Raw genomic sequence first — 20,485 nt, forward strand, 5'->3', positions numbered from 1 at the left:
AAATCAAAACCCTGGGGGCAATCCCCCAGACCCCTTTTTTCTTTCAATAATTGAACCCAGAGGGTACCTGGGCAGTTGCCTTTTTTCTTTCAATAATTTCGAATCGGGGGGGATCCGCATCATGACAAAGGATGAAGGGTTTGTTTCATGAAAGAAATTAACCAGCCTTTGCAAACATTGTTGTCGAAACCGCCGGGGGCCTGGTCCGACGTGGAAGGGGATCCGTTTTTTTTCGCGGCCATGGAGGTGGAACTGCGGCACCATTTCCAACAATGCCCCCCGTATCGGCGCTATTGTCTCCGGCGCGGCATCGATTTTTCGGATCCCTTGACCGATCTGACGACGCTCCCCTGGCTTCCGGTGCATGCCTTCAAACTGTTGGGGGGGCGGCTGCTGTCGGTTTCCGGCGATGAAGTGCGGGTCAGGCTGCAATCCTCGGGGACCTCCGGAATCGCCAGTACCGTGATGATCGACCGCCTGACCGCCAAACGACAAACCCGCGCCATGAGCCTGTCGATCGGCGAGGCGATCGGCAGCCGGCGACGGCCATTCTTTTTCATGGATGTCGATCCCAGGGGGCACCTGGTCCATCTGAAGGCCCGGGGCGCGGCGGTCCTGGGCTATCTCAATCATGCCTCCGAGGCGGTTTTCGGGTTGGAGCCTGACGCAAAATCAGGGGGCGAGACCTTTATCCTCGATGAAGAGCGGTTTCACGCCTCCCTGGAACGATGGCGGCGGGACGGGACCCCTCCGGTGATCTTCGGTTTTACCTATATGCTCCATCAGTCCGTCCTTGTTCCCCTGCATCGGGCGGGACGGCGGTTTTCCCTCCCCGAGGGGAGTCAGGTGCTGCATATCGGAGGGTGGAAGAAACTGCGCGACCAGGCGGTCGGCCCGGAGCGGTTCAAGGAAATGATCTTTCAGATCCTGGGGATTCCCCCCGAACGGGTCGTGGATGTCTATGGATTCACCGAACAGATGGGCGTCAATTATCCCGATTGCGTGGCGGGGGTGAAGCATCCGCCGGCGGTGGCCCGGGTCATCGTGCGCGATCCCCTGACCCTGGAACCGGTACCGGATGGGGTGGAGGGGATTCTTCAATTCTTGACCCCAATCCCCCATTCCTATCCGGGCAATTCGGTGTTGACCGATGACCTGGGCCGGATTCTGGGACGGGATCGTTGCCGTTGCGGTCGGGAAGGGGTTCGATTCGCGGTGACGGGACGGGTCGCCAAGGCGGAAGTGCGGGGTTGCGGTGATGTGATGGCCACGAAGGTGGCCGACCCGGTCGGAGAGGACGCGGTGGGCGCAACCGGGCGGGGGGCCGTGGAACTGCTCCTGGTCGATGGTCGCCACGGGGGATTCGTGGAAGATCTGGAGGCGGTCCTCTCCGGGTTGGAATCGCGGCGGGAATGGTTGGCGCGGGTTCCGGTCGAGGGGGTGATCGGATTGTTGGATCTTCTGGCCCGGGAGTGGCGCCGACCGGGGGTGTATGACGATCTGGAAAAAAGGGGGCTTGCCTTTCTGTGCGACTGGTGTTCCGCCGATTCCCTGCGCCGCATCGCCGCCGCCAGTCTTGGAGGAGCGTATCATTGCCTGGATGATTTTCAACCGGTTCGTGACAGCACCCGCCGCAAGGTCATGGCGGTTCCCAAGGGGTTGGCGTTGCACTGGGTCGCCGGCAATGTCCCGCTGATCGGATTGTTCGTTCTGGTGCAATCGATGGTCACCAAGAATATCAACCTGATCCGGACCCCCACGGCGGAACGACAGGTCATGGCCAACCTCCTGGCCCCCCTGGCCAACCTTGAGGTGCGCTTGCCGGGCAGCGGAACATCGCTCCTCGGGTCCGATGTGCTGCAAACCCTCGCCGTGGTTCATTTCCCGAGCGATCATCCTCTGGGGGCGCAGTTGTCGGCACGGGCCGACATCCGCATTGCCTGGGGGGGGAGGTCCGCAGTGGAAACCCTGGCCCGATGGCCACGGCGTTATGATGTCCGCGATCTTTTTTTCGGTCCCAAACTTTCCTGCATGGTGATCGGACGGGAACAGCTTGAGGAGGGGCGCAACCTGAAAAAATTGTTGCGCCGTGTCGCCACCGATTGTTCGGTATTCGATCAATATGCCTGTTCCTCGCCACACACCGTGTTCGTCGAACAGGGGGGCGCGGTATCGCCCCGGGTCTTCGCCGAACGCCTGGGCGAGGAAATGGCACGCGCCCTTTCAAGAATCCCCAAGACGCCACCCGATGCCGGAACGGTGATGGAAATCGGTCTCAGACGCATCCAGCATGACATGTTCCATGAGGTTTGGCATTCCCGGGACACCTCCTGGACGGTCCTTTACGATGAGATCCTGGAACTGGCTTCCCCATGTTATTCCCGGGTGGTCACCGTGCGAGGCGTGGATGATGTCATGGCCACCCTTTCCTTCGCAAGCGACGACATCCAGACCATCGGCCTCGCCTTGAGCGGCGAACGTCGTCTGACCTATGCCCGCGAGGCGGCCCGAAAAGGGGTGTGCCGCTTTCCGGAAATTGGTCGCATGACCCTCTTCGAGCCGGTCTGGGATGGTCTGTGGGTCATGGGACAGACGGTCCGCTGGGTGACCCTGGGCGGTCCGTGACCCAAGGGCCGGTCCCGGAACGACTTCACTTTGCGTGCGCTGCATGGCGGATTCACTGCCATCAAAGCAGTTTCACCAGCGCCGCCATCGCCCCGACGGCAATGACCATCAGGCTGCCGAGCTTGATCACCATGCGTTGTTCCAGTTCCCTCATGTCGCGTTGGAAACTGAGTTCCATTTTTTTCATGTCGCGCCGCAAACTGGTTTCCATTTCCTTCAGGTCGCGTTTCAAATCCGCCTGGACCAAATCAATCTTGGCATCGATCTCTTTCCGGAACAACTCGATCTTGGCATCGAGTTCCTTGATGTCGCGCTTCAACTCGGCGCGGACCGACTCGATTTTGACATCGAATTCTTTCCGGAACAACTCGATCTTGGCATCGAGTTCCTTGATGTCGCGTTTCAAATCCGCCTGGACCAAATCGATCTTGGCGTCAAGCTCTTTCCGGACCGACTCGATCTTGACATCGAGTTCCTTGATGTCGCGCTGCAACTCGGAGCGGACCGACTCGATCTTGACATCGAGTTCCTTGATGTCGCGCTGCAACTCGGAGCGGACCGACTCGATCTTGACATCGAGTTCCTTGATGTCGCGCTTCAGATCCGCCCGGACCGACTCGATCTTGACATCGAGTTCCTTGATGTCTCGTCGCAATGTGGCATCGACCTCGGCCAGGTCCTTTTTGGTGGTCAACCGATCCTCGACCAGGTTGACCAGCGCTTCGGCCTGGATGGCCGCCTGCCGTTCATCGGTTCCGGCATCCTTGAGTTTTTTGACGTAGGCGTAGGTGTCGAAGGCAATCGCCTGGCTCATTATGGTTTCTCCATTCGAAAATTTCACGCACCATCCATTCTATACCTCAAAGAAGAAATGTGACACCACTGTCGTGAACACGACAATGAGACGCGAATGGATCGGTTCGCGACACGGTATTTTTTTATAGTGTATTGTAAAACAAGAGAAAATTAATGGCATTTCCCTTGCTGAAGAAGGATGGATGGAAGGTCCTCTTTCCTCGCCAGCACAAGGAACAAGACCATGCGCGCCTCGGAGATTGCCGCATTTCTGGATGAGACTGCCTGTAGCCACAATGACAAGGGCAAGTCGGGATGTGCCCGGCCCAAGCCGGGGGCGACGGCGGGCGGTTGTTGTTTCGATGGGGCGATGATCACTCTTTTTCCCATCGGCGATGTCGCCCACATCGTCCATGGCGCCATTTCCTGTGCCGGCAGTTCCTGGGACGGACGGGGCGCCCGTTCGTCCGGTCCGGCCCTCTATCGTCTGGGTTTGACCACCGATCTCAGCGAGCAGGACATCATCATGGGGCGGGGGGAACGACGCCTGATCCATGGCATCGGCCAGGTGATCCAACGTTACCATCCTCAGGCAGTCTTCGTTTATCAGACCTGCATTCCCGCTCTGATCGGGGATGACCTTGAAGCGATCTGCCGTGCCGCCGCGAGCCATTTTTCCCTTCCCGTCATTCCGGTGGACGCGGCTGGATTCTACGGTACCAAGAACCTGGGCAACCGGATCGCCGGTGATACCATGGTTCGCCACGTCATCGGTACCAGGGAACCTGAACCGGCCCGGGAAGACCGTCCCGGAATTGTCGTTCATGATGTCAATCTGATTGGTGAATTCAACATTGCCGGTGAATTCTGGAATGTCCTTCCCCTGTTCGACGAATTGGGAATCCGGGTGCTTTGCACCCTGGCCGGGGATGCGCGGTTTCGGGAAGTGCAGTCGATGCACCGGGGGCGGGTCAACATGTTGGTCTGTTCCAAGGCGTTGATCAACGTCGCCCGGTTGCTGGAGGAACGCTTTGGCATTCCCTGGTTCGAGGGAAGTTTTTACGGCATTCGCGATACCTCCGCCGCCCTGCGTTCTTTTGCCCGCATCATCGGCGATCCTGGCCTTCATCAGCGAACCGAAGCCCTCATCCAGCGAGAGGAGGCGGCGATTCGGGAACGGCTGGCCCCATGGATCGAGCGGCTGCGGGGACGCAGGGTGCTCCTTTATACGGGCGGGGTGAAGTCATGGTCGGTGGTCTCTGCCCTTCAGGATCTGGAAATGGTCGTCGTGGCCACGGGGACCAAGAAATCGACCGAGGCGGACAAGGAGCGGATTCGTGAACTGATGGGTGCGTCGGCCATCCTTCTGGAAGATGGAAAGCCTGAACTTCTTCTCGACATCGCGCAAAGCCAAAACGCCGACCTGATCATGGCGGGGGGGCGCAACATGTATACCGCCTTGAAGGGAAGATTGCCGTTTCTCGACATCAATCAGGAACGGGAGTTTGCCTATGCCGGCTACGCCGGCATGGAGGAATTGGCGCAGCAACTTGTCGTGACCCTGGAAAGTCCCATCTGGCGGGCGGTACGCCGTCCTCCTCCCTGGGCATGAGGTGGGAGACCAGGTCATGGCCAATCTGATCAAACGATCCAAGGCGCTGAGTGTACGTCCGGTGAAGTCGGCCCAGACCCTGGGGGCCATCCTTGCCTTCCAGGGGGTTGCGGGGGCCATACCCATTCTGCATGGCAGCCAGGGATGTTCCGCCTTCGCCAAGGTGTTTTTCGTGCGCCATTTCAATGAACCCATTCCCCTGCAAACGACCGCCATGGACCAGATCGGTACCGTCATGGGGGGCGAAGCCAACATGATCGAGGGGCTGGAACATTTGGCCAAGGGGAGCAAAACCCGCATGATCGGCCTCATTTCCACCGGGCTTACCGAGACTCAAGGGGGAGACATCGATCGGATGGTGGCCACGTTCCGGGAAGGCCATCCTGAACTGGCCCATGTCCGGGTGGTGGCGGTGCATGCCCCCGATTTTTCGGGATGCCTGGAGACGGGGCACGGTGGGGCAGTGCGGGCAATGATCGATACGTTGGTGAAGGGAAGTGACGGAGCAGGGGACGGGGGGAAGGTCCGGGGGCAGCCGCCGGCGATCAACATGCTTGTCGGGGCGCATTTGACTCCGGCGGAGGTCGAATCCCTGAAAGACATGGTGATCGCCTTTGGCCTGAATCCGCTGGTGGTGCCTGATTTGTCAACCGCCCTCGATGGTCATCTGGGGCCGGAGCGGTATTCGCCGGTGACAACGGGGGGGGTCGATGGGGCATGGATTGAACGGATGGGGGGGGCCCGGGCCACTTTGGTGATCGGTGACGCGATGAACGATGCCGCCGATCTTCTGGCCCGCCGGACCGGGATCGTCGATTTCCGGTTTTCGGAAATGATGGGCCTCGATGCCACCGATCGCCTGTCGATGGTCCTGGCGGAGGTCTCGGGAAACGCGGTGCCGGAGCGATACCGTCGTCAACGCCAGCGGCTGTTGGATGCCATGTTGGATTGCCATTTCCACCTTGGGGGACGGAAGGTTGCGTTGGCGGGGGATCCCGACGGGCTTCTTTCCTGGGGGGCGCTGCTTGAGGAGGTGGGCATGGAGACCCCGGCGGTGGTGACGTCCGTGGGGACGAAAGGCCTTGCCCAAAGCCGGTTTTCGAGCATTCGCATTGGTGATCTGGAGGATCTGGAAGACCTGATGCGGGAAAACCCGGTGCATCTTTTGATCGGCAATGCCCACGTCGCCGACCTGGGGTACCGTCGGCATCTTCCGGTGGTTCGTTGCGGCTATCCACTTTTTGATTGGATGGGGGGGCAGAGTATTTGCCGGATCGGTTACGAAGGGGCCCGTCAGACCCTGTTCGAGATGACCAATCTTCTGCTCCATTCCGGTCCCCGGCACCCCAGCCCCTATCGTTCCCGTTATGCCACGACTGGAGACAAAATCCCATGAACGCCTTGAGGTATTCTTTGCGGTTGGTGACCGATCCGGTGATCGGCCAGGGGGCGGAGCGGACATTTCGCATTGCCTTTGCCAGCAGTGATCTGCGTCATGTGAACGAACATTTTGGCACGGCGACTCGTTTTGTCATCTATCAGGTCAGCGCCGGCTATTCACGTCTGGAGCGGGTGGTGGGGTTCGACCGCGAGGAGGAGGATGGGCGGGAGGGCAAGCTGGAACCGAGACTGGCGAGTCTGGCCGATTGCGATGCGGTCCACTGCCGTGCGGTTGGCGCTTCGGCGGCGCGACAGTTGTTGCAACAGGGGGTACAACCGATCCGTCTGGAGGGACCTTCGGGCATTGGCAATCTGGTTGCCGCCATTCAGCACAGCCTCGCATCCGGGCGTCTTCCCTGGAATCATCACCTGGCCGCGTACACCGGGGAAAAATGCAGGGATCGCTTCCAGAACATGCTTCATGAACCGTGGGAAGAATGATGCACGTCAACGACACGACCAGGGAGTCCACAGGATGTCATACCCCATTGCCTCCGATCCGATTTTGGGAAGCGAGTTCATCAAGGAACTGGTCAAACAGATGCGCGCCCTGGATACCTACGGCGTGACGGACCGGCAGTCTCCCGAGGCGTTGTTGCGACCATTCATCATCACCAGGGACGAACGAAAAAAAATTCCGGTTACGGGCGATCCCAAACCGGAAACGATCGCCCGACTGGGGGCTTTTTACAATGCCGTGGCGATGATGATCGAGATGGAGTGTGGCTTGATGGCCCGTCCTTTTCTCAATGTCAGTCATGAAGGATTCGGCAATGTCCTGGTGATCGTCGGCAAACTGGTGGTCGTGGATCGGGTATTGCGCGATGTCCATCGTTTCGGCTTCGACTCGTTGTCGCACTTGAAGGACGAATCCGATACGTTGCTTACCATCGCCCTGGGACGGATCGGAACCCATTCCGATGTGGCCGGGATGTCCTGAGATTTTTCCGGGACCATTGGGAATCTTTTTTTTCTCAGGCGGTCGATCCGCCGTCATTGTGGAGTGTGGCCATGACTGTTTTGACCGGTTTGACCCGATCGGGTGATTCATGGATTCCCCGGTTCATCACCACCCTCGATCATCGATCCTGTATCGGCTGTGGTCGTTGTTTCAAGGTCTGTCCGCGGGATGTGCTGCAATTGGTGGAACGCGGAGAAATCGAGGATGAGACGACGGGGGCGGAGGACGAGGAATGGGAGGAGGACGGTTTTTCCGACGATGTCGCCTATGTGATGAAGCTGGTGAATCCCGGGGACTGCATTGGTTGTGAATCCTGCAATCGTGTGTGTCCCAGAAACTGTCAGACCCATGAACCATTGGAACAGGCGGCATGAAGAAGGGGTGCCGCATGGAGGGAGCGCGGATGGTGCGCGAGGTCATTCTTAATGATACGACGCTGCGTGATGGTGAACAGGCGGCGGGAGTGGCGTTTACCCTGGAGGAAAAACTGGCCATTGCCAGCGCGCTCGATGCGGCGGGCGTTCCTGAAATGGAAGTGGGCATTCCGGCGATGGGGGAACAGGAACGGGATGAAATACGCGCGATTGCGGGATTGAAGCGGACGGCCAAATTGATGGCCTGGTGCCGCATGCGCGCGGATGACTATTCGCTGTGCGCCGGGTTGGGAATCGATTGGGTCGATCTTTCCATCCCCGTCAGCCGTCAACAGATGCGGCATAAATTGGGTTTTTCCGAGGATCGTGTATTGACCACGATGGCGCGTGAAATTCCCAGGGCGCGGGACCTTGGCGTGGGGGTGTGTGTGGGCTGCGAGGATGCAAGCCGGGCCGAGGAAGGGTTTTTATGGCGGGTGGCGGAGGTGGCGGAGCGCGCGGGCGCGGGACGCCTGCGTTTTGCCGATACCCTTGGGGTGCTCGATCCCTTTCAAACCTTCTCCATGATTGGAAATCTGCGTGCCAGGACCGGTTTGGACATCGAAATGCACGCCCATGACGATCTTGGATTGGCCACGGCCAATTCCCTGGCCGCGGTTCGGGCGGGGGCGCGTCATGTCAATACGACGGTCAACGGATTGGGCGAACGGGCGGGAAATGCCCCGTTGGAGGAGGTCGTCATGGGCTTGCGCCATACGATGGGCATGGATTCGGGAATCCTGTCCGCGTCCCTTCCCGGCATCAGCGCTCTGGTGGCCCGGGCTTCGGGACGCGCCCTGCCGGCGCAGAAAAGCCTTGTCGGTCGGGATGTCTTCACCCACGAATCGGGCATCCATGTGGACGGGCTCCTCAAGGATGTCCACAACTATCAGGGGATCGATCCCGCCGAACTCGGACGATGCCATCGCCTGGTCCTGGGCAAGCACAGTGGCCGTCATGGCGTCCTGGATGCCTTCTCCCGCCTGGGCATCGGCCTTGCCCCCGCCCAGGCGGACGTGGTCCTCGGGCAATTGCGCCGTTTCACCTCCATCCACAAACGTTCCCCGACACCGGATGAATTGACCCGCTTTCTTGATGGATCATGTTGAACCGGTTGCCTTGACGGTCGGCTTCCCATGCGTCGGGGAACTTCCGGCCTGGAACGTGTGTCCTGTTTCCTGTAGACTTCCGCGTGTCAAAGAATGGGGATCGAGCGTGATCAATGAACGTGTCATGTCACAAGCTGTGGAGCGATTGGTTGCGGTGGCCAGGCCTGCCAGGGTGATCCTCTTTGGCTCTTATGCGACGGGTGATGTCACGGTGGATTCCGATTTGGATTTTATGGTCATTGACTCGATTTTGACTGGAACGCCCAGGGACAGAGCGGTTCTTCGGAAGGCTGTTGGGGATGTGGGGACAGGGGTGGATGTTTTGGTTGTTTCCCAGGAGGAGGCGGATCGTCGAGGACAGGTTCCAGGGACTGTCATTTATTGGGCACTCAAAGAGGGAAGGGTGATGTATGAATCTCCCTCACATTGAGGAGGCATTGCGATCCCTGACAACGTTGTTCGTGAGGCATCGGGTTTTCTATTTCAGAACCTGTCCCAGTTTTGGCAGAAAATCGACCGAAAAGGCTTCGGGCGGGACAGGCTGTTCATCCTGGGTTCCCAGGCGCCATTCCGATTGATACAGCGGGTTCAACTCGGAAAAGGTTTTCATGAGGCCCGGTCGCCGTCGGTGATTGGTGACTTCCTTGACGTCATCGAATCGGATACGCTTGAAAATTTCATATTCCGTGACATACTGCGTCAATTCGGCGGGCAGTTGCTGATGTCTGTTGACTTTCATGATCATGTGGGAATAGGGAACGCCGGGGATGGTTGGCGTCAGTTTCAGGTATTGGAAATCTTTTTCCTCTTTTTCGAACTGGGCTTGATGATAACGATGAAAGGGACCGGGCAACAGGTCCATGTTGTTGAAGACGCCGCCGACAATGGACTGACGCAGCTCGTTTTTTCGCGGTTCGAGTTCTCCAGGGATGTGGGTCCACACGGTGGTGCCATCCCAGAAGGCGCTGCGTCCGCGCAGGGAGGGTGGATTGATGATCAGCACAACCGATTTCCCCGACTTGTCCTGGGCGGAAAAAAGTGAAATGCTGTGTTTGCGTCGGTCGGGTGTCGTGTTTTCGATGACGAAATAGTTGCGATACTCGGGGGGAAACATGGTTTCATCGACTTGAAGGAGAATCTTTTCTCCCTCGACATCGACGACCGCCTCCGCAACGGCTGCGAGGCAGAGCCAGAACAGGGTCAGGAACGCCAGACAAACGGTGTTTTTTTTCATTCATTGAAATCCTTGTCACGCAACCTGCTGCATCCCCTTCATGCGGGTTTCCGTTTTTCGGCCCGGTGGGGGCTGTTGGGGATTCTGGTGGAGTTGCTTTCAAGTTTCGCACCATGTTTGGCCTTGGCGAGAATCCACCGTTCATGCCCGGCGACGACCATCCTTAACCGAACCGATCAACATGTGGGCACACGATTCTTCTCCTTTCTCGACCGGAAGCCAGATGTTCGATTGGATCCTGCTGTTGGCCGGCCTGTGGGCCGTGACTCGGTTTTTTCTGGTTCCGACCTGGAAACGGTGGAACGTCAGGAAAGCGATGGTCCACTGTCCCACCATTTTCCTGCCACGACTTGAAAAAAATTTCGACCACATCCGGCGTATTCCCAGTAGACGGAGAAATCAGAAGGAACACAAGATTAATTTGTATCGCCTGACCTGTACGTGTCACCGGAAAAATGTCCGCAGGCGGTACCGTCCATCCCAGGACATTCGTCGTCTTTGCCGCCATTTGCGCAAGGAACTGGAACGGTCCAACCTTTTATTGCAGTATGATGAAATCATCCAGGCCATTATCGATCATCGGGTTCGTGATCTGTGTTACCGGATTGTCGTGGTTCGCGGCAATGATGTGGCCATTGGTTTCCATCCGAAGAACGATTTTGTCCGAATCTACGCCCGGCGAAGGGCGGATGACGATGATGTCGAAGGACCTCCCACGGGACATTACGAAAAATTCACATTTTTGTTGAGTCAGGAAATCTGGATCTATGGCATCCCGCCACCCGATGCGGATCGGATCATTCCGACGGTCATCGACATGGTCCAGGCATGCCGCAACGGAATCAGCCGATAGGTATCCTTCTCGGATGGTGGTATTTCAAGGTTGAACTCTTTTATCGACCGGTCGTTGTCCGGTCCTGTCCGACCGGCCTCGAATCAATTGTTCGATCGTCTCGATGAGACGCTGCCTGCGGACAGGTTTGGTCAGGTGCAGATTGCATCCCGAGCGGATGATCTGTTCGCCATCTTCCTTCATCGCGTGGGCGGTCAAGGCGATGATCGGAACGGGGGGATGGTTGTGTGCCTGTTCCAGGTTCCGGATTGCCGTTGTGGCTGCATAACCATCCATCACTGGCATCTGGATGTCCATCAGGACCAGATCGTAACGGCTGTTCCTGAATTTTTCCACCGCCACGGCGCCATTTTCCGCCACATCGATCCGGCAACCCGTTTTTTTGAGGAATCCCTGGATGACCAGTTGGTTTTCCTCGGTATCCTCGACCAGCAGCAGGCGAAGATCCTTCCAGAAATCAGGTTCGCAAACCGTACCGGTGGCCGCTCCCGGCGGTTGGCCTGTTTCCGTGGGGCCTGTCGGTTGCAGGTCGATTCCGGCCCAGGGAAGATTCAGTGAAAAGGTGCTGCCTCTCCCTGTTTCGCTTTCCAGGGTCAGGGTGCCCCCCATCAGGTGGGCCAGATTTCGGCAAATGGTCAATCCCAATCCGGTCCCGCCATGTCGGCGGGTGATGGACGAATCGGCCTGTGAAAAGGGGAGGAAGATTTCTTCTTGTTGGGCGGGGGCGATTCCCGGACCCGTATCCGAAACCGAAATTTGGACATGATGACCGCTGTCGATCCTCAGGTGAACCACGACATCGCCCGCGTCGGTAAACTTGATGGCATTGTTGATCAAGTTGATGACAATCTGTCGCAGGCGGTTGGGATCTCCGGTGTTGGACCGGGGGAGGCCGGGCCCGCTGCGATGCGCCAGTCGGATTCCCTTTTCCGCCGCGGCAAACGAAAAAAGCGCCACCGTTTCCTCGATCAGGCGCACCAGATCGAATTCGATCGTTTCCAGGACCAGTTGACCCGCCTCGATCTTGGACAGGTCGAGAATGTCGTTGATGAGCGTCAACAGGGTTTCGCCTGATTTGTTCAGGGTCTGCACCTGCCATTCCTGGGTGGGGGAGAGCGTTCCTTCCTGCAACAGTTCTCCCATTCCGAGGATGGCATTCAGGGGGGTACGGATTTCATGGCTCATGGCCGCCAGGAATTCACTCTTGGCCTGGTTGGCCTTTTGCGCTTTTTCCTCGGCCTGCCGCCGTTCGGTAATATCGACATGACAGCCGACGATCCGGATGGCATCTCTCTGTTCCGACCATTCCATGACGCGACCGGCGGCGATGACCCAGATGGTGCTTCCATTTTTGTGGCGATAGCGGACCTCGTTGTGGAAGGGGGTTTCTCCGTGGCTGGCGATATGTCGTTCCAGGCTTTGAAGAACACCGGGAAGGTCCTCCGCAAAGATCAGCTTTTTCCAGGTTTCGGGATGATTGGGCAGTTCATGATCCTCATACCCGAACATTCTTTTGTAGGCGGGGCTGTAGAAGGCCGTTCCATGGAGAAAATTCCAGTCCCAATAGCCCGAAAGGGTGTCTTCCAGGATGTCCGACAAGACACGTTCCTGGTCACGAATTCGTTCCTCCCCTTTTTTTCGTTCGGTAATGTCGCGCACGATGGCCACAAACCGGGGTTCCCCCGATTCGGGTGAAACATATTGCAAGGTGACCTCGACCGGAATTTTTTTGCCATTTTTATGCTGGTGAATCGTCTCGAAAACAATTTGTTTTCTTGGATCAGCAATGAGCGGTTTGACCATCATGGAGAAAACATCATTTGAGAATAAAGGTTTGAGGTCCAGGGGGGTCATGTTCAAGAGTTCATCATGGCCATATCCGACCTGATGGACGGCGCCATGGTTGACGTAGATGAATCTGAAATCATCGGGGCGAAACATGAAGACGCAATCGCCCGTTCGATCGAGGGTATCGCGAAACCGGGCGAGTTCAAGCTGGGTTTGCCGTCGTTTTTCCAGTTCCTCGTTCAATTGAATTTCCTGTCTTTTCATTTTTTCGAAGACGACGGCGGCGATGAAGGAGACGATGAAGGCATCGATGGCGGGGGTGATGAATCCCACGATCAGGAGGTCCGGACGCATCTCTCCGTGCAACCAGAAACTTTGAACGACGATCAGCAGTTCGGAAATGATGACGGCGAGAATGACGCAGAGAAGGACGAACAGGCGAAAAGAAAGATTTTGGATGATTTCAATGGTCCAGCGCATTGGAATCTCTTTCCGATACATGTGTCATGATTCTTTTTCGGGATGGCTCATCAGGGTGGCCCACAATGCCCGTGCCCGTGGCGCCTCCACCGAGGCGATGATCCGTTCGACGAAGTCATGGTTGACCTGGCCGCGATCGAGCGAGCGTTTTTCTTCCTCGGTGGCATAGACGACCTCCCCCAGAAGTTCAAGTCCGGCAATGACCCCGACCATCCCCGGACCGCGGTTGAAGGTGCGATCCCGGGGAATGAAATAAAGGTCGAAAAGATCATCCTGCGACGGATCGGCGGAACCGATCAGGTTGGCGGTCATGACTCGGGGGTCGAGGAACATTTTTTCCCAGGCCTGGGCGACCCGGGTGAGTTGCCGTTCCACCCGGGCCTTGGGACCGCGAAAATGGATGGCGGTGATGGGATAGTTGGGAACCAGCCACGGACCGGATTCATCGCCATGGGCGCCGCCATGACGGGCCGCCTGTTCCAGGGGAAATTCACCCTGGCCGTCGATCCGGCGGAAAAATTGAAAGTGAAAATGGTGCGGAATCGAGGCGCCGGCGCCGTCGCCGTTGTAGAAGCCGAGGTAGCCCGGCATGATTCCCAAAAGGGTCATGAAATCGTGACCGATGGCATCCATGCAGGTGGACAATCCGCCCTGAACGGGATTGGCGTGGGGCCAGGCCTGGGGGCGGTGGCTGGCCGAGGCGACGGTGACATGATTGGGCATCAGTGGAAAGGGATTCATCCAGATGATGTAATGGCGCGGTCCTTTCTTGGCCTCGACCAGGACCTCATAACCGCATTCGATTCCCCGTTGCTGCCAGCGAATGTTGTCGCGGCACAGGAAACAGCCGCCATTGATCGACGTCGAGCCTTGTGGCGGGATGCGCCGTCCCGCCCCGGCAAAGCGCATGGCCCGTCGTGGATTGTATTGGACGATGAAATACCGTTCCGGATCTCCCTCCTTGATCATCCGATACTTGATGACATCGCTTAAATCATCCTGAATAAACCCGCAATCGAGTTGTTGTTGTTTCAGTGCCTCGATGACCCCTACCAGGCCATCTCTGGCGCGGATTTCATCGAGGCGATCGCGCAGTGCCAGCCAAAGGGTTTCAAAGCGGTCCAGATTAAATTTTTCCATTCCATAGAGAACGGTCATTTCGCCATTTCCTTACATTCACAAGGCACGTCCAGGGGCTTCGCGGGGTGGGGAACGTCTTGCAGGACCCGCCGGTTCCAGGTGAACCGTCTTGAGTCCGTAAAACGCTCCCATGAACCGATTGCGCCAATTGTTCGATCGTTCGGGCAGAATATCCTCGTAGAAAACCGATTCCGGTTTTTCCCGGAATGGGGTGATGGTGATTTCCGTTTCGCCGGCATCCACGGCGGCGGCTATTTGTCGCAGACGGTGCGACTGTTGTTGCCGATAGTTCCACAATGGACCCGACAAATCGTGAATGGCCAGGAGAAAATTGTTGGTGGGCCTGAGAAAACCGGCGGGAATGAGAAAAGACAATCCCAGCAATAGTATGGGAATCTTGTTCCAGCTTCCGGAAACACAGTGTTTCCAGGGGAGGGCGCGAATATTGAACGCGGCGATGGTCAGATGAAGACCGACGAACCATCCCAAAAGAAAATAAAAATAGATGCCATTGACGACGCGCAGGGGCATATCTCTTCCGATCCCTGCCAACAACAACCATGAGGCCCAGATCATCCCCACCCAGAGGACAATGAATGCCAACCAATGGATTCGGGTGACGCGACGGTACCAGGATTGGGAGGCGACGACCTGGATGGCGCCGGGGAGCGCCAGCAGGGTCAGGGCCCACAGGGTTGGGCTTAAGATCCACGAGGCGAGGTAGCGCAAGCTCCACGAAAGGCTGAGGCCGAGGGCGTTCATGAGAGAGATTGCCGCGCCCGAGGTTTCTCCGATACGCGATAGCGTCCCCGGGGCCAATACCACCGCCAGCCCGCCGCCCAGGGCCAACACGAAGATCATCTGGTAGAAACGGCGTTCCGCGAGGCGGTTCCAGGTTGCCAGGGTCATGATCGCAAAGGCCAGGAATCCGTTCCAGAACAGGATGATTTCACTGGCTCCCATGATGGCGACGATCAAAACCGCGGCAAGGAGTGCAGTTCCCATCCGGGGCCATCCCTTCGGCCTGTCATGACAGGCCCGCAGGGAAGCGAGCCAGAGCAGGGAAAGGGGGATGCAGATTTGATGCATCAAAAGTTGCGACACCTGAAAAAAGGAGGAGGCCAGATGCGGCATGTGTTGCAGGTAGAGGACGACAAATCCGAGGGGACCCCAGAATAATGCCTGTCGGGGAATGAGTCCGCCGCGATACCCCCATTGTCTGGCGAAATATCCCGCGGAAAGAAGGAATGAAATGATCGTCAACACGGGAAAAAGGGGATAGGCGCGGTACAGGTTCCAGGGTCCCAGATGACGGGCCAGTTCTCCCTGGAAATAGAAGGCGAGGATGTTGGTGAAGTAGCGACCGACGAAGGTCAGGTATTCGTTGGCGGCCAGATCGAGAAGGCTGGCGGGGCGCAGGGGGTTGTCGAAGGAATAATAGCGATGGCAGGGAAAATCGATCGTCATTCTTCCTGCGTCGGTTTCCCTGGCGCAGGTGACCAGGGCCTGGGCCTGATAATTGTAGGCAAATCCAAAATCGTCGGAGGAGGGCCAGACGAAAAAGGAGAGAGAAAAAAAGACGAGCGCCACGATTGCAAGGATGACCCGAGGGAGAAGATTCATGATCTTGGCGGCCTGTCGTTAAGTCCAGGGAGCTTTAGCGTTTGCCGGGAACGTTGTGATTGCGATCCTTGGCTGGGGTTGACGTCCGGCGTCCGGGATCATGGCCGGTCCTTGTCGGATTGTTGCGGCAACCAGTTGCCCCGTCCCTTCTCGGAAAAGATGAACATTTTGCGTCCGGCGAAATTGAGCGCCAGTCCGAGGAGGGTGGCGGTCAATTTGGCTTTGGCGGCGCCCATCCCGAGTGCGAGAAACCAGGTGGTCATCCACAGGTCGGCAAAGCCGATCGCCGTGACCAGAAGGGCATAAAGGAGCCCTTCCACCGGGCCGCTCCATTGCGCCTTGTGGCGGAAGAGCAACAGAATGCACAAAAGATAGTTGACGAGCGCCGCCGAGGCGAACGCGACGGCGGCGGCAATGGCAGTGGCCGCGCCACCATTCAACAGAAGGAGAAAAAGAATCAGATTGAACAGCGCCGACACCCCGCCGATGAACAGATAGAGCAGAAATTGCAGCGGTAGCGGCGCTTTGTGGGAGTTGTAGTGCAGGATGCAATACAGGGCGCGAAAACCGTCGCGAATACCGATCTTCTTTCCTTCCTCGTAGGTGCGGCCCTGGTAGGAAATGCCCATTTCATAGACCCGGAGGCGCAGATCGGCAACCTTGGCGACGATTTCGGGTTCGAAGCCGAAGCGGTTTTCCTGGATTTCTATTTTCTGGATGATGTCGCGTTTAAACACCTTGTAGCAGGTTTCCATGTCGGTCAGGTTCAGGTCGGTGAACATGTTGGACAGGAAGGTCAGAAACCGGTTTCCCATGGAATGCCAGAAGTAGAGCACCCGATGGCAGCCGGTGAAGAGGAATCGGGAGCCGAAGACCACATCGGCGATTCCTTCGCGAATGGGTTGTACAAGTTTTTTCAGATCGTTTGGATCGTATTCCAGATCGGCATCCTGGACTGCGACATAATCTCCCGAGGCCTGCCTGAATCCGGTGCGCAGGGCGGCCCCTTTTCCCTGGTTGACCGGGTGATGGCATACCCGGATCCGTGGATTTTCCCGTTCCAGCGCTTGCGCCATCCGAAGGCTCTGGTCGGACGAGGCGTCATCGACGATGATGATTTCCAGTTCGAGTTCCTCGTCCGCGATGGCCAGGACCCGGGCGACGCATTGGGTCAGGGTCTTTTCCTCGTTGTAACACGGGATGACAACGCTCAGTTTCTTCGTCACGGTTTTATGGCACCTGGTTCGGGGAATGAAAAGGGAAGATCCTTACCGTTTGCATTACCCGATGGCCTCGACGGTTTCCACGGAAAATTCGGGGGGATGTTCCAACACCTTCTTGACGGCGCATTGTTCGGCAACCCGAACGAGCATCGCTTTTTCCTTTTCGGAAAATCCTTGAGGCACCTCGATCCGGATGCCAATCTTTCCCAGACGCATTCTTGTCGGGCCATCGGCGACGAATTCGTGGGTTTGGCTCAGGGTGATGCCGGAGGTTTCGATGCCGCGACTTTGGCAGTATCCGAGGACGAAGATTCCGGCGCAGGTGGCCAGGGAGGAGAGGAACATCATGAAGGGGGCGGGGGCCGTCTCTTCGCCGCCGTCCTTGACCTTCTGGTCGGTTTTCACGGTAAACTGTTCAAAAAGGGCATCGACCTTTTTGCCTCCGGTAAAATGGACATGAATATCCGGTAATCCAATAGCCATTTGCGCTCTCCTTCTCTATAAAGTGGAACATGGAACGACTCACCCAGTTTCTTCATGCCGCGCCCACGCCCTGGCATGCCATCGAACAGATGGAAAAAATTCTGATGGCGCATGGTTTTTCCCGACTGGCCGAGGATGCCTCCTGGTCACTCGAACCGGGCGGGCGTTATCTGGTCAAGCGCCAGCCGGGGGCGATGATCGCCTTTGTCATGCCGCGGCGGGGATCGGGATACGACACAACGGGACGCGAAACGAAGGCTCATGGAGCCGAAGGTCCGTTCCCGATCCATCTGGCCTGTACCCATTCTGACAGTCCCTGTCTGAAACTCAAAGCCAATCCCTGCAAGAAAAAGGGAGAACACCTTGTCCTGGATGTCGAGGTCTATGGTTCACCCTTGCTATCGACCTGGTTCGACCGTGGTCTTGGCCTGGCGGGCGAGATCACCCTGGCGGGTCCTGGCGGCCAATTGCGGCACAGGCTTCTGGACTTTGGCGAGCCGGTGGCGATTGTACCCAGTCTGGCGATACACCTCAATCGGGAAGCGGGCGATGGCGGCAAAATTCGCCGTCATGATGATCTTTCGCCGATTCTTCTCCACCCCGGTTTTTTCGGTGACCGGGATCCTTCGGCCATTTTTCGTTCCGCCATTCTTGAATGTCTGGCCACCAGGTATCCTTCGGAGATGTTTTCGCAATGTGTTCCCGTCTCCTGGGACCTTTCATTATACGATGTCGCCCCACCGCAAACCATGGGCGGCGGGGCGGGATGGATCACGGGGGGGCGGCTGGATAACCTGTTGAGTTGTTTTGCCGCGGTGACCGCTCTGGCCGAGTCGGTGACGGAGCGGGACCAGCGCACGGGGGAACCGGGCGGGGCGGAGGTCCTCGTACCGATGTTCGCCTGTTTCAACCATGAGGAGTGCGGCAGTCTCAGTCCCACGGGTGCCCAGGGCAATTTTCTCCCTGCGGTTCTCGGACGGATTCTGGGTTATTCGGAAGGATTTCAACGATCCATGTCGCGTTCCCTCATGGTTTCCATCGACAATGCCCACGGCGTCCATCCCAATTTTATCGACCGCCACGATGGCAACAATGCCCCCATGTTGAATGCCGGGGTGGTCTTCAAGCACAACGCCAACCAGCGCTATGCCCATTCCACCATCGCCGAGGGAAGGCTCAAGGGGTTGTGCCGCTCGCTGGAGATTCCCTGGCAGGAATTTGCCATGCGCGCCGATCTGACCTGCGGCAGCACCATCGGTCCGATGCTTGCGGCGGCCTTGGGAATTCATGCCATCGATCTGGGGATTGCTTCCTGGGCCATGCACTCGATTCGCGAAACGGCGGGTTTGCAGGATGTTGCCGACCTGCGGCGCCTGCTCCGGAGGTTTTTCGCGTCGGGATGACGGTGGCGCCACTTTTGCCCCGCGCTTGTCTGACCGCAGCGCCTTTGTTATTTTGTAACTGCCCAGGTACGTTATTTTAACAAATCGCGCTTTTATAAAATAACAGCGGCGGCTGTTTTAACTTCCGGGTGATGGGGATGAAGCGGAACCTGCAAGGTCACTATGTGTCCATCGCCACGGTGGGTGAGAAGGTCCGGGCCTTCGTGCCCGCCCCCCTGCCCCCCAATCCTCCCATCGAGTGGACGCCCGAGCTGCGTGGCAAGTTCGACCAGGCGCTGCTTGCATTGGGTCGGCTGGACAGCGTATCGATGCTGCTGCCGGACACGGCCCTCTTTCTCTACATGTATGTTCGCAAGGAGGCTGTTCTTTCATCCATGATCGAGGGAACCCAGTCATCCCTTTCGGACCTGCTTCTTTTTGAACTGGACCAGGAACCAGGGGTGCCACTGGACGATGTCCGGGAGGTCAGCAATCATGTTGCGGCCTTGAACCATGGGCTTGAACGGTTGAAAGAGGGATTTCCTCTATCGCTCCGTCTGATCAGGGAGATTCATGGTGTTTTGTTGGCCAAGGGGCGTGGTCGCCACCAGACCCCTGGCGTGTTCCGGCGCACGCAGAACTGGGTCGGAGGAAGCAGACCGGGGAACGCCGCGTTCGTGCCTCCCCCTCCCGAGCAGGTCATGGAGGCGATGGGAAAACTTGAATTGTTTCTCCACGACCAACCCGAACCGACCCCCGTGCTTCTCAAGGCGGCCCTGGTTCATGTGCAGTTCGAGACCATCCACCCGTTTCTCGATGGCAATGGTCGTCTTGGACGACTCCTGATGACGCTTTTGCTGTGCGAGCAAAAGGTATTGCGGCAGCCCATGCTTTATTTGAGCCTCTATTTCAAAACCCACCGCCGCTATTATTACGAATTACTGAACAACGTCCGACATACCGGAGATTGGGAGGCCTGGCTTGATTTCTTCGCCGAGGCGGTCATTGTCACGGCCACTCAAGCCGTGGATGCGGCAAAGTTGCTGGTGGCCCTGATCGAAAAAGACAGGGCGCGGATTGCCGGGATGGGCCGTGCCGCGGCTTCCTCCATGCAAATTCATCGGGCGATGACGGAACATCCCATCGCTACATCGGGCTGGTTGTCGGAAAAGACCGGTCTTGCCCCCGCGACGGTCAACAAGTCTTTGGAGCGGTTGGAACTCCTGGGGATCGTCGTTAAGTTGACCCGGAAACAGCGGAACCGGGTGTTCAGCTATACCCAATATATCGAGATACTGAACAAGGGAACCGATTTTTAGATGAG

General features: G+C 57.5%; 18 protein-coding genes. 11 read left to right on the forward strand and 7 right to left on the reverse strand.

Features of this window, described 5'->3' with window-relative positions; translation table 11 throughout:
* Positions 1–147 precede the first annotated feature (147 nt).
* The gene (locus HQL76_15445) at positions 148–2,625 is read left to right on the forward strand and encodes an acyl-CoA reductase (protein ID MBF0110562.1); all 2,478 of its coding nucleotides are present in this window, start codon (positions 148–150) and stop codon (positions 2,623–2,625) included.
* Positions 2,626–2,686: 61 nt separating this feature from the next.
* On the opposite strand, the gene HQL76_15450 is transcribed toward HQL76_15445, so the two are convergent.
* Entirely contained in the window at positions 2,687–3,439 is a 753-nt protein-coding gene (locus HQL76_15450; protein ID MBF0110563.1) for a DUF1640 domain-containing protein, read from the reverse strand.
* 225 nt (positions 3,440–3,664) lie between these two features.
* Here HQL76_15450 and nifE point away from each other — a divergent pair, with 225 nt between their 5' ends.
* From nifE to HQL76_15485, 7 genes are all read left to right on the forward strand, one after another.
* Complete coding sequence (nifE, locus tag HQL76_15455) at positions 3,665–5,032, forward strand: nitrogenase iron-molybdenum cofactor biosynthesis protein NifE (GenBank protein MBF0110564.1); 1,368 nt, start codon at positions 3,665–3,667, stop codon at positions 5,030–5,032.
* A gap of 16 nt (positions 5,033–5,048) precedes the next feature.
* A complete protein-coding gene (gene nifN, locus HQL76_15460; GenBank protein ID MBF0110565.1) occupies positions 5,049–6,428 on the forward strand; it encodes a nitrogenase iron-molybdenum cofactor biosynthesis protein NifN in 1,380 nt (459 codons plus the stop codon).
* On the forward strand, positions 6,425–6,913 hold the full coding sequence (locus HQL76_15465) for a nitrogen fixation protein NifX (protein MBF0110566.1): 489 nt from the start codon (positions 6,425–6,427) through the stop codon (positions 6,911–6,913). The genes nifN and HQL76_15465 overlap by 4 nt, the downstream gene beginning before the upstream one ends.
* A 34-nt stretch (positions 6,914–6,947) precedes the next feature.
* Positions 6,948–7,412 (forward strand): NifX-associated nitrogen fixation protein, encoded by a 465-nt coding sequence (locus HQL76_15470; protein ID MBF0110567.1) that lies wholly within the window; start codon positions 6,948–6,950, stop codon positions 7,410–7,412.
* 71 nt (positions 7,413–7,483) lie between these two features.
* Complete coding sequence (gene fdxB / locus HQL76_15475; GenBank protein ID MBF0110568.1) at positions 7,484–7,807, forward strand: ferredoxin III, nif-specific; 324 nt, start codon at positions 7,484–7,486, stop codon at positions 7,805–7,807.
* Between the two features lie 14 nt (positions 7,808–7,821).
* Entirely contained in the window at positions 7,822–8,955 is a 1,134-nt protein-coding gene (gene nifV / locus HQL76_15480; GenBank protein MBF0110569.1) for a homocitrate synthase, read from the forward strand.
* A gap of 106 nt (positions 8,956–9,061) precedes the next feature.
* Positions 9,062–9,385 carry a nucleotidyltransferase domain-containing protein gene (locus HQL76_15485; protein ID MBF0110570.1) on the forward strand — a complete coding sequence of 108 codons (324 nt, stop codon included), beginning with the start codon at positions 9,062–9,064 and terminating at the stop codon, positions 9,383–9,385.
* A 48-nt stretch (positions 9,386–9,433) separates the two neighbouring features.
* Here HQL76_15485 and HQL76_15490 read toward each other — a convergent pair whose 3' ends face one another.
* Positions 9,434–10,189, reverse strand: a complete 756-nt coding sequence (locus HQL76_15490; protein ID MBF0110571.1) for an outer membrane lipoprotein-sorting protein — start codon at positions 10,187–10,189, stop codon at positions 9,434–9,436.
* Between the two features lie 223 nt (positions 10,190–10,412).
* Between HQL76_15490 and HQL76_15495 the strand changes: the two genes are divergently transcribed.
* Positions 10,413–11,042, forward strand: a complete 630-nt coding sequence (locus HQL76_15495) for a hypothetical protein (GenBank protein MBF0110572.1) — start codon at positions 10,413–10,415, stop codon at positions 11,040–11,042.
* A gap of 24 nt (positions 11,043–11,066) precedes the next feature.
* Here the strand turns inward: HQL76_15495 and HQL76_15500 are convergent, their stop codons facing one another.
* The 5 genes from HQL76_15500 to HQL76_15520 form a co-directional block, all read right to left on the reverse strand.
* Positions 11,067–13,310 carry a PAS domain S-box protein gene (locus tag HQL76_15500; protein MBF0110573.1) on the reverse strand — a complete coding sequence of 748 codons (2,244 nt, stop codon included), beginning with the start codon at positions 13,308–13,310 and terminating at the stop codon, positions 11,067–11,069.
* Positions 13,311–13,334: 24 nt separating this feature from the next.
* Positions 13,335–14,468: a DUF4922 domain-containing protein gene (locus tag HQL76_15505; GenBank protein MBF0110574.1), complete on the reverse strand. Its 1,134-nt coding sequence runs from the start codon at positions 14,466–14,468 to the stop codon at positions 13,335–13,337.
* Positions 14,469–14,486: 18 nt separating this feature from the next.
* Positions 14,487–16,073 carry a hypothetical protein gene (locus tag HQL76_15510; GenBank protein ID MBF0110575.1) on the reverse strand — a complete coding sequence of 529 codons (1,587 nt, stop codon included), beginning with the start codon at positions 16,071–16,073 and terminating at the stop codon, positions 14,487–14,489.
* A 98-nt stretch (positions 16,074–16,171) separates the two neighbouring features.
* The gene (locus tag HQL76_15515; GenBank protein ID MBF0110576.1) at positions 16,172–17,299 is read right to left on the reverse strand and encodes a glycosyltransferase family 2 protein; all 1,128 of its coding nucleotides are present in this window, start codon (positions 17,297–17,299) and stop codon (positions 16,172–16,174) included.
* Between the two features lie 54 nt (positions 17,300–17,353).
* Entirely contained in the window at positions 17,354–17,779 is a 426-nt protein-coding gene (locus tag HQL76_15520; protein MBF0110577.1) for an OsmC family protein, read from the reverse strand.
* A 29-nt stretch (positions 17,780–17,808) separates the two neighbouring features.
* Here HQL76_15520 and HQL76_15525 point away from each other — a divergent pair, with 29 nt between their 5' ends.
* Together HQL76_15525 and HQL76_15530 are read left to right on the forward strand one after the other, a co-directional pair.
* Positions 17,809–19,182 carry a M18 family aminopeptidase gene (locus tag HQL76_15525; protein MBF0110578.1) on the forward strand — a complete coding sequence of 458 codons (1,374 nt, stop codon included), beginning with the start codon at positions 17,809–17,811 and terminating at the stop codon, positions 19,180–19,182.
* 137 nt (positions 19,183–19,319) lie between these two features.
* A complete protein-coding gene (locus HQL76_15530) occupies positions 19,320–20,480 on the forward strand; it encodes a Fic family protein (protein ID MBF0110579.1) in 1,161 nt (386 codons plus the stop codon).
* Positions 20,481–20,485: the final 5 nt, after the last annotated feature.

It is taken from the genome of Magnetococcales bacterium, assembly GCA_015228815.1.
Lineage (GTDB): Bacteria > Pseudomonadota > Magnetococcia > Magnetococcales > UBA8363 > UBA8363.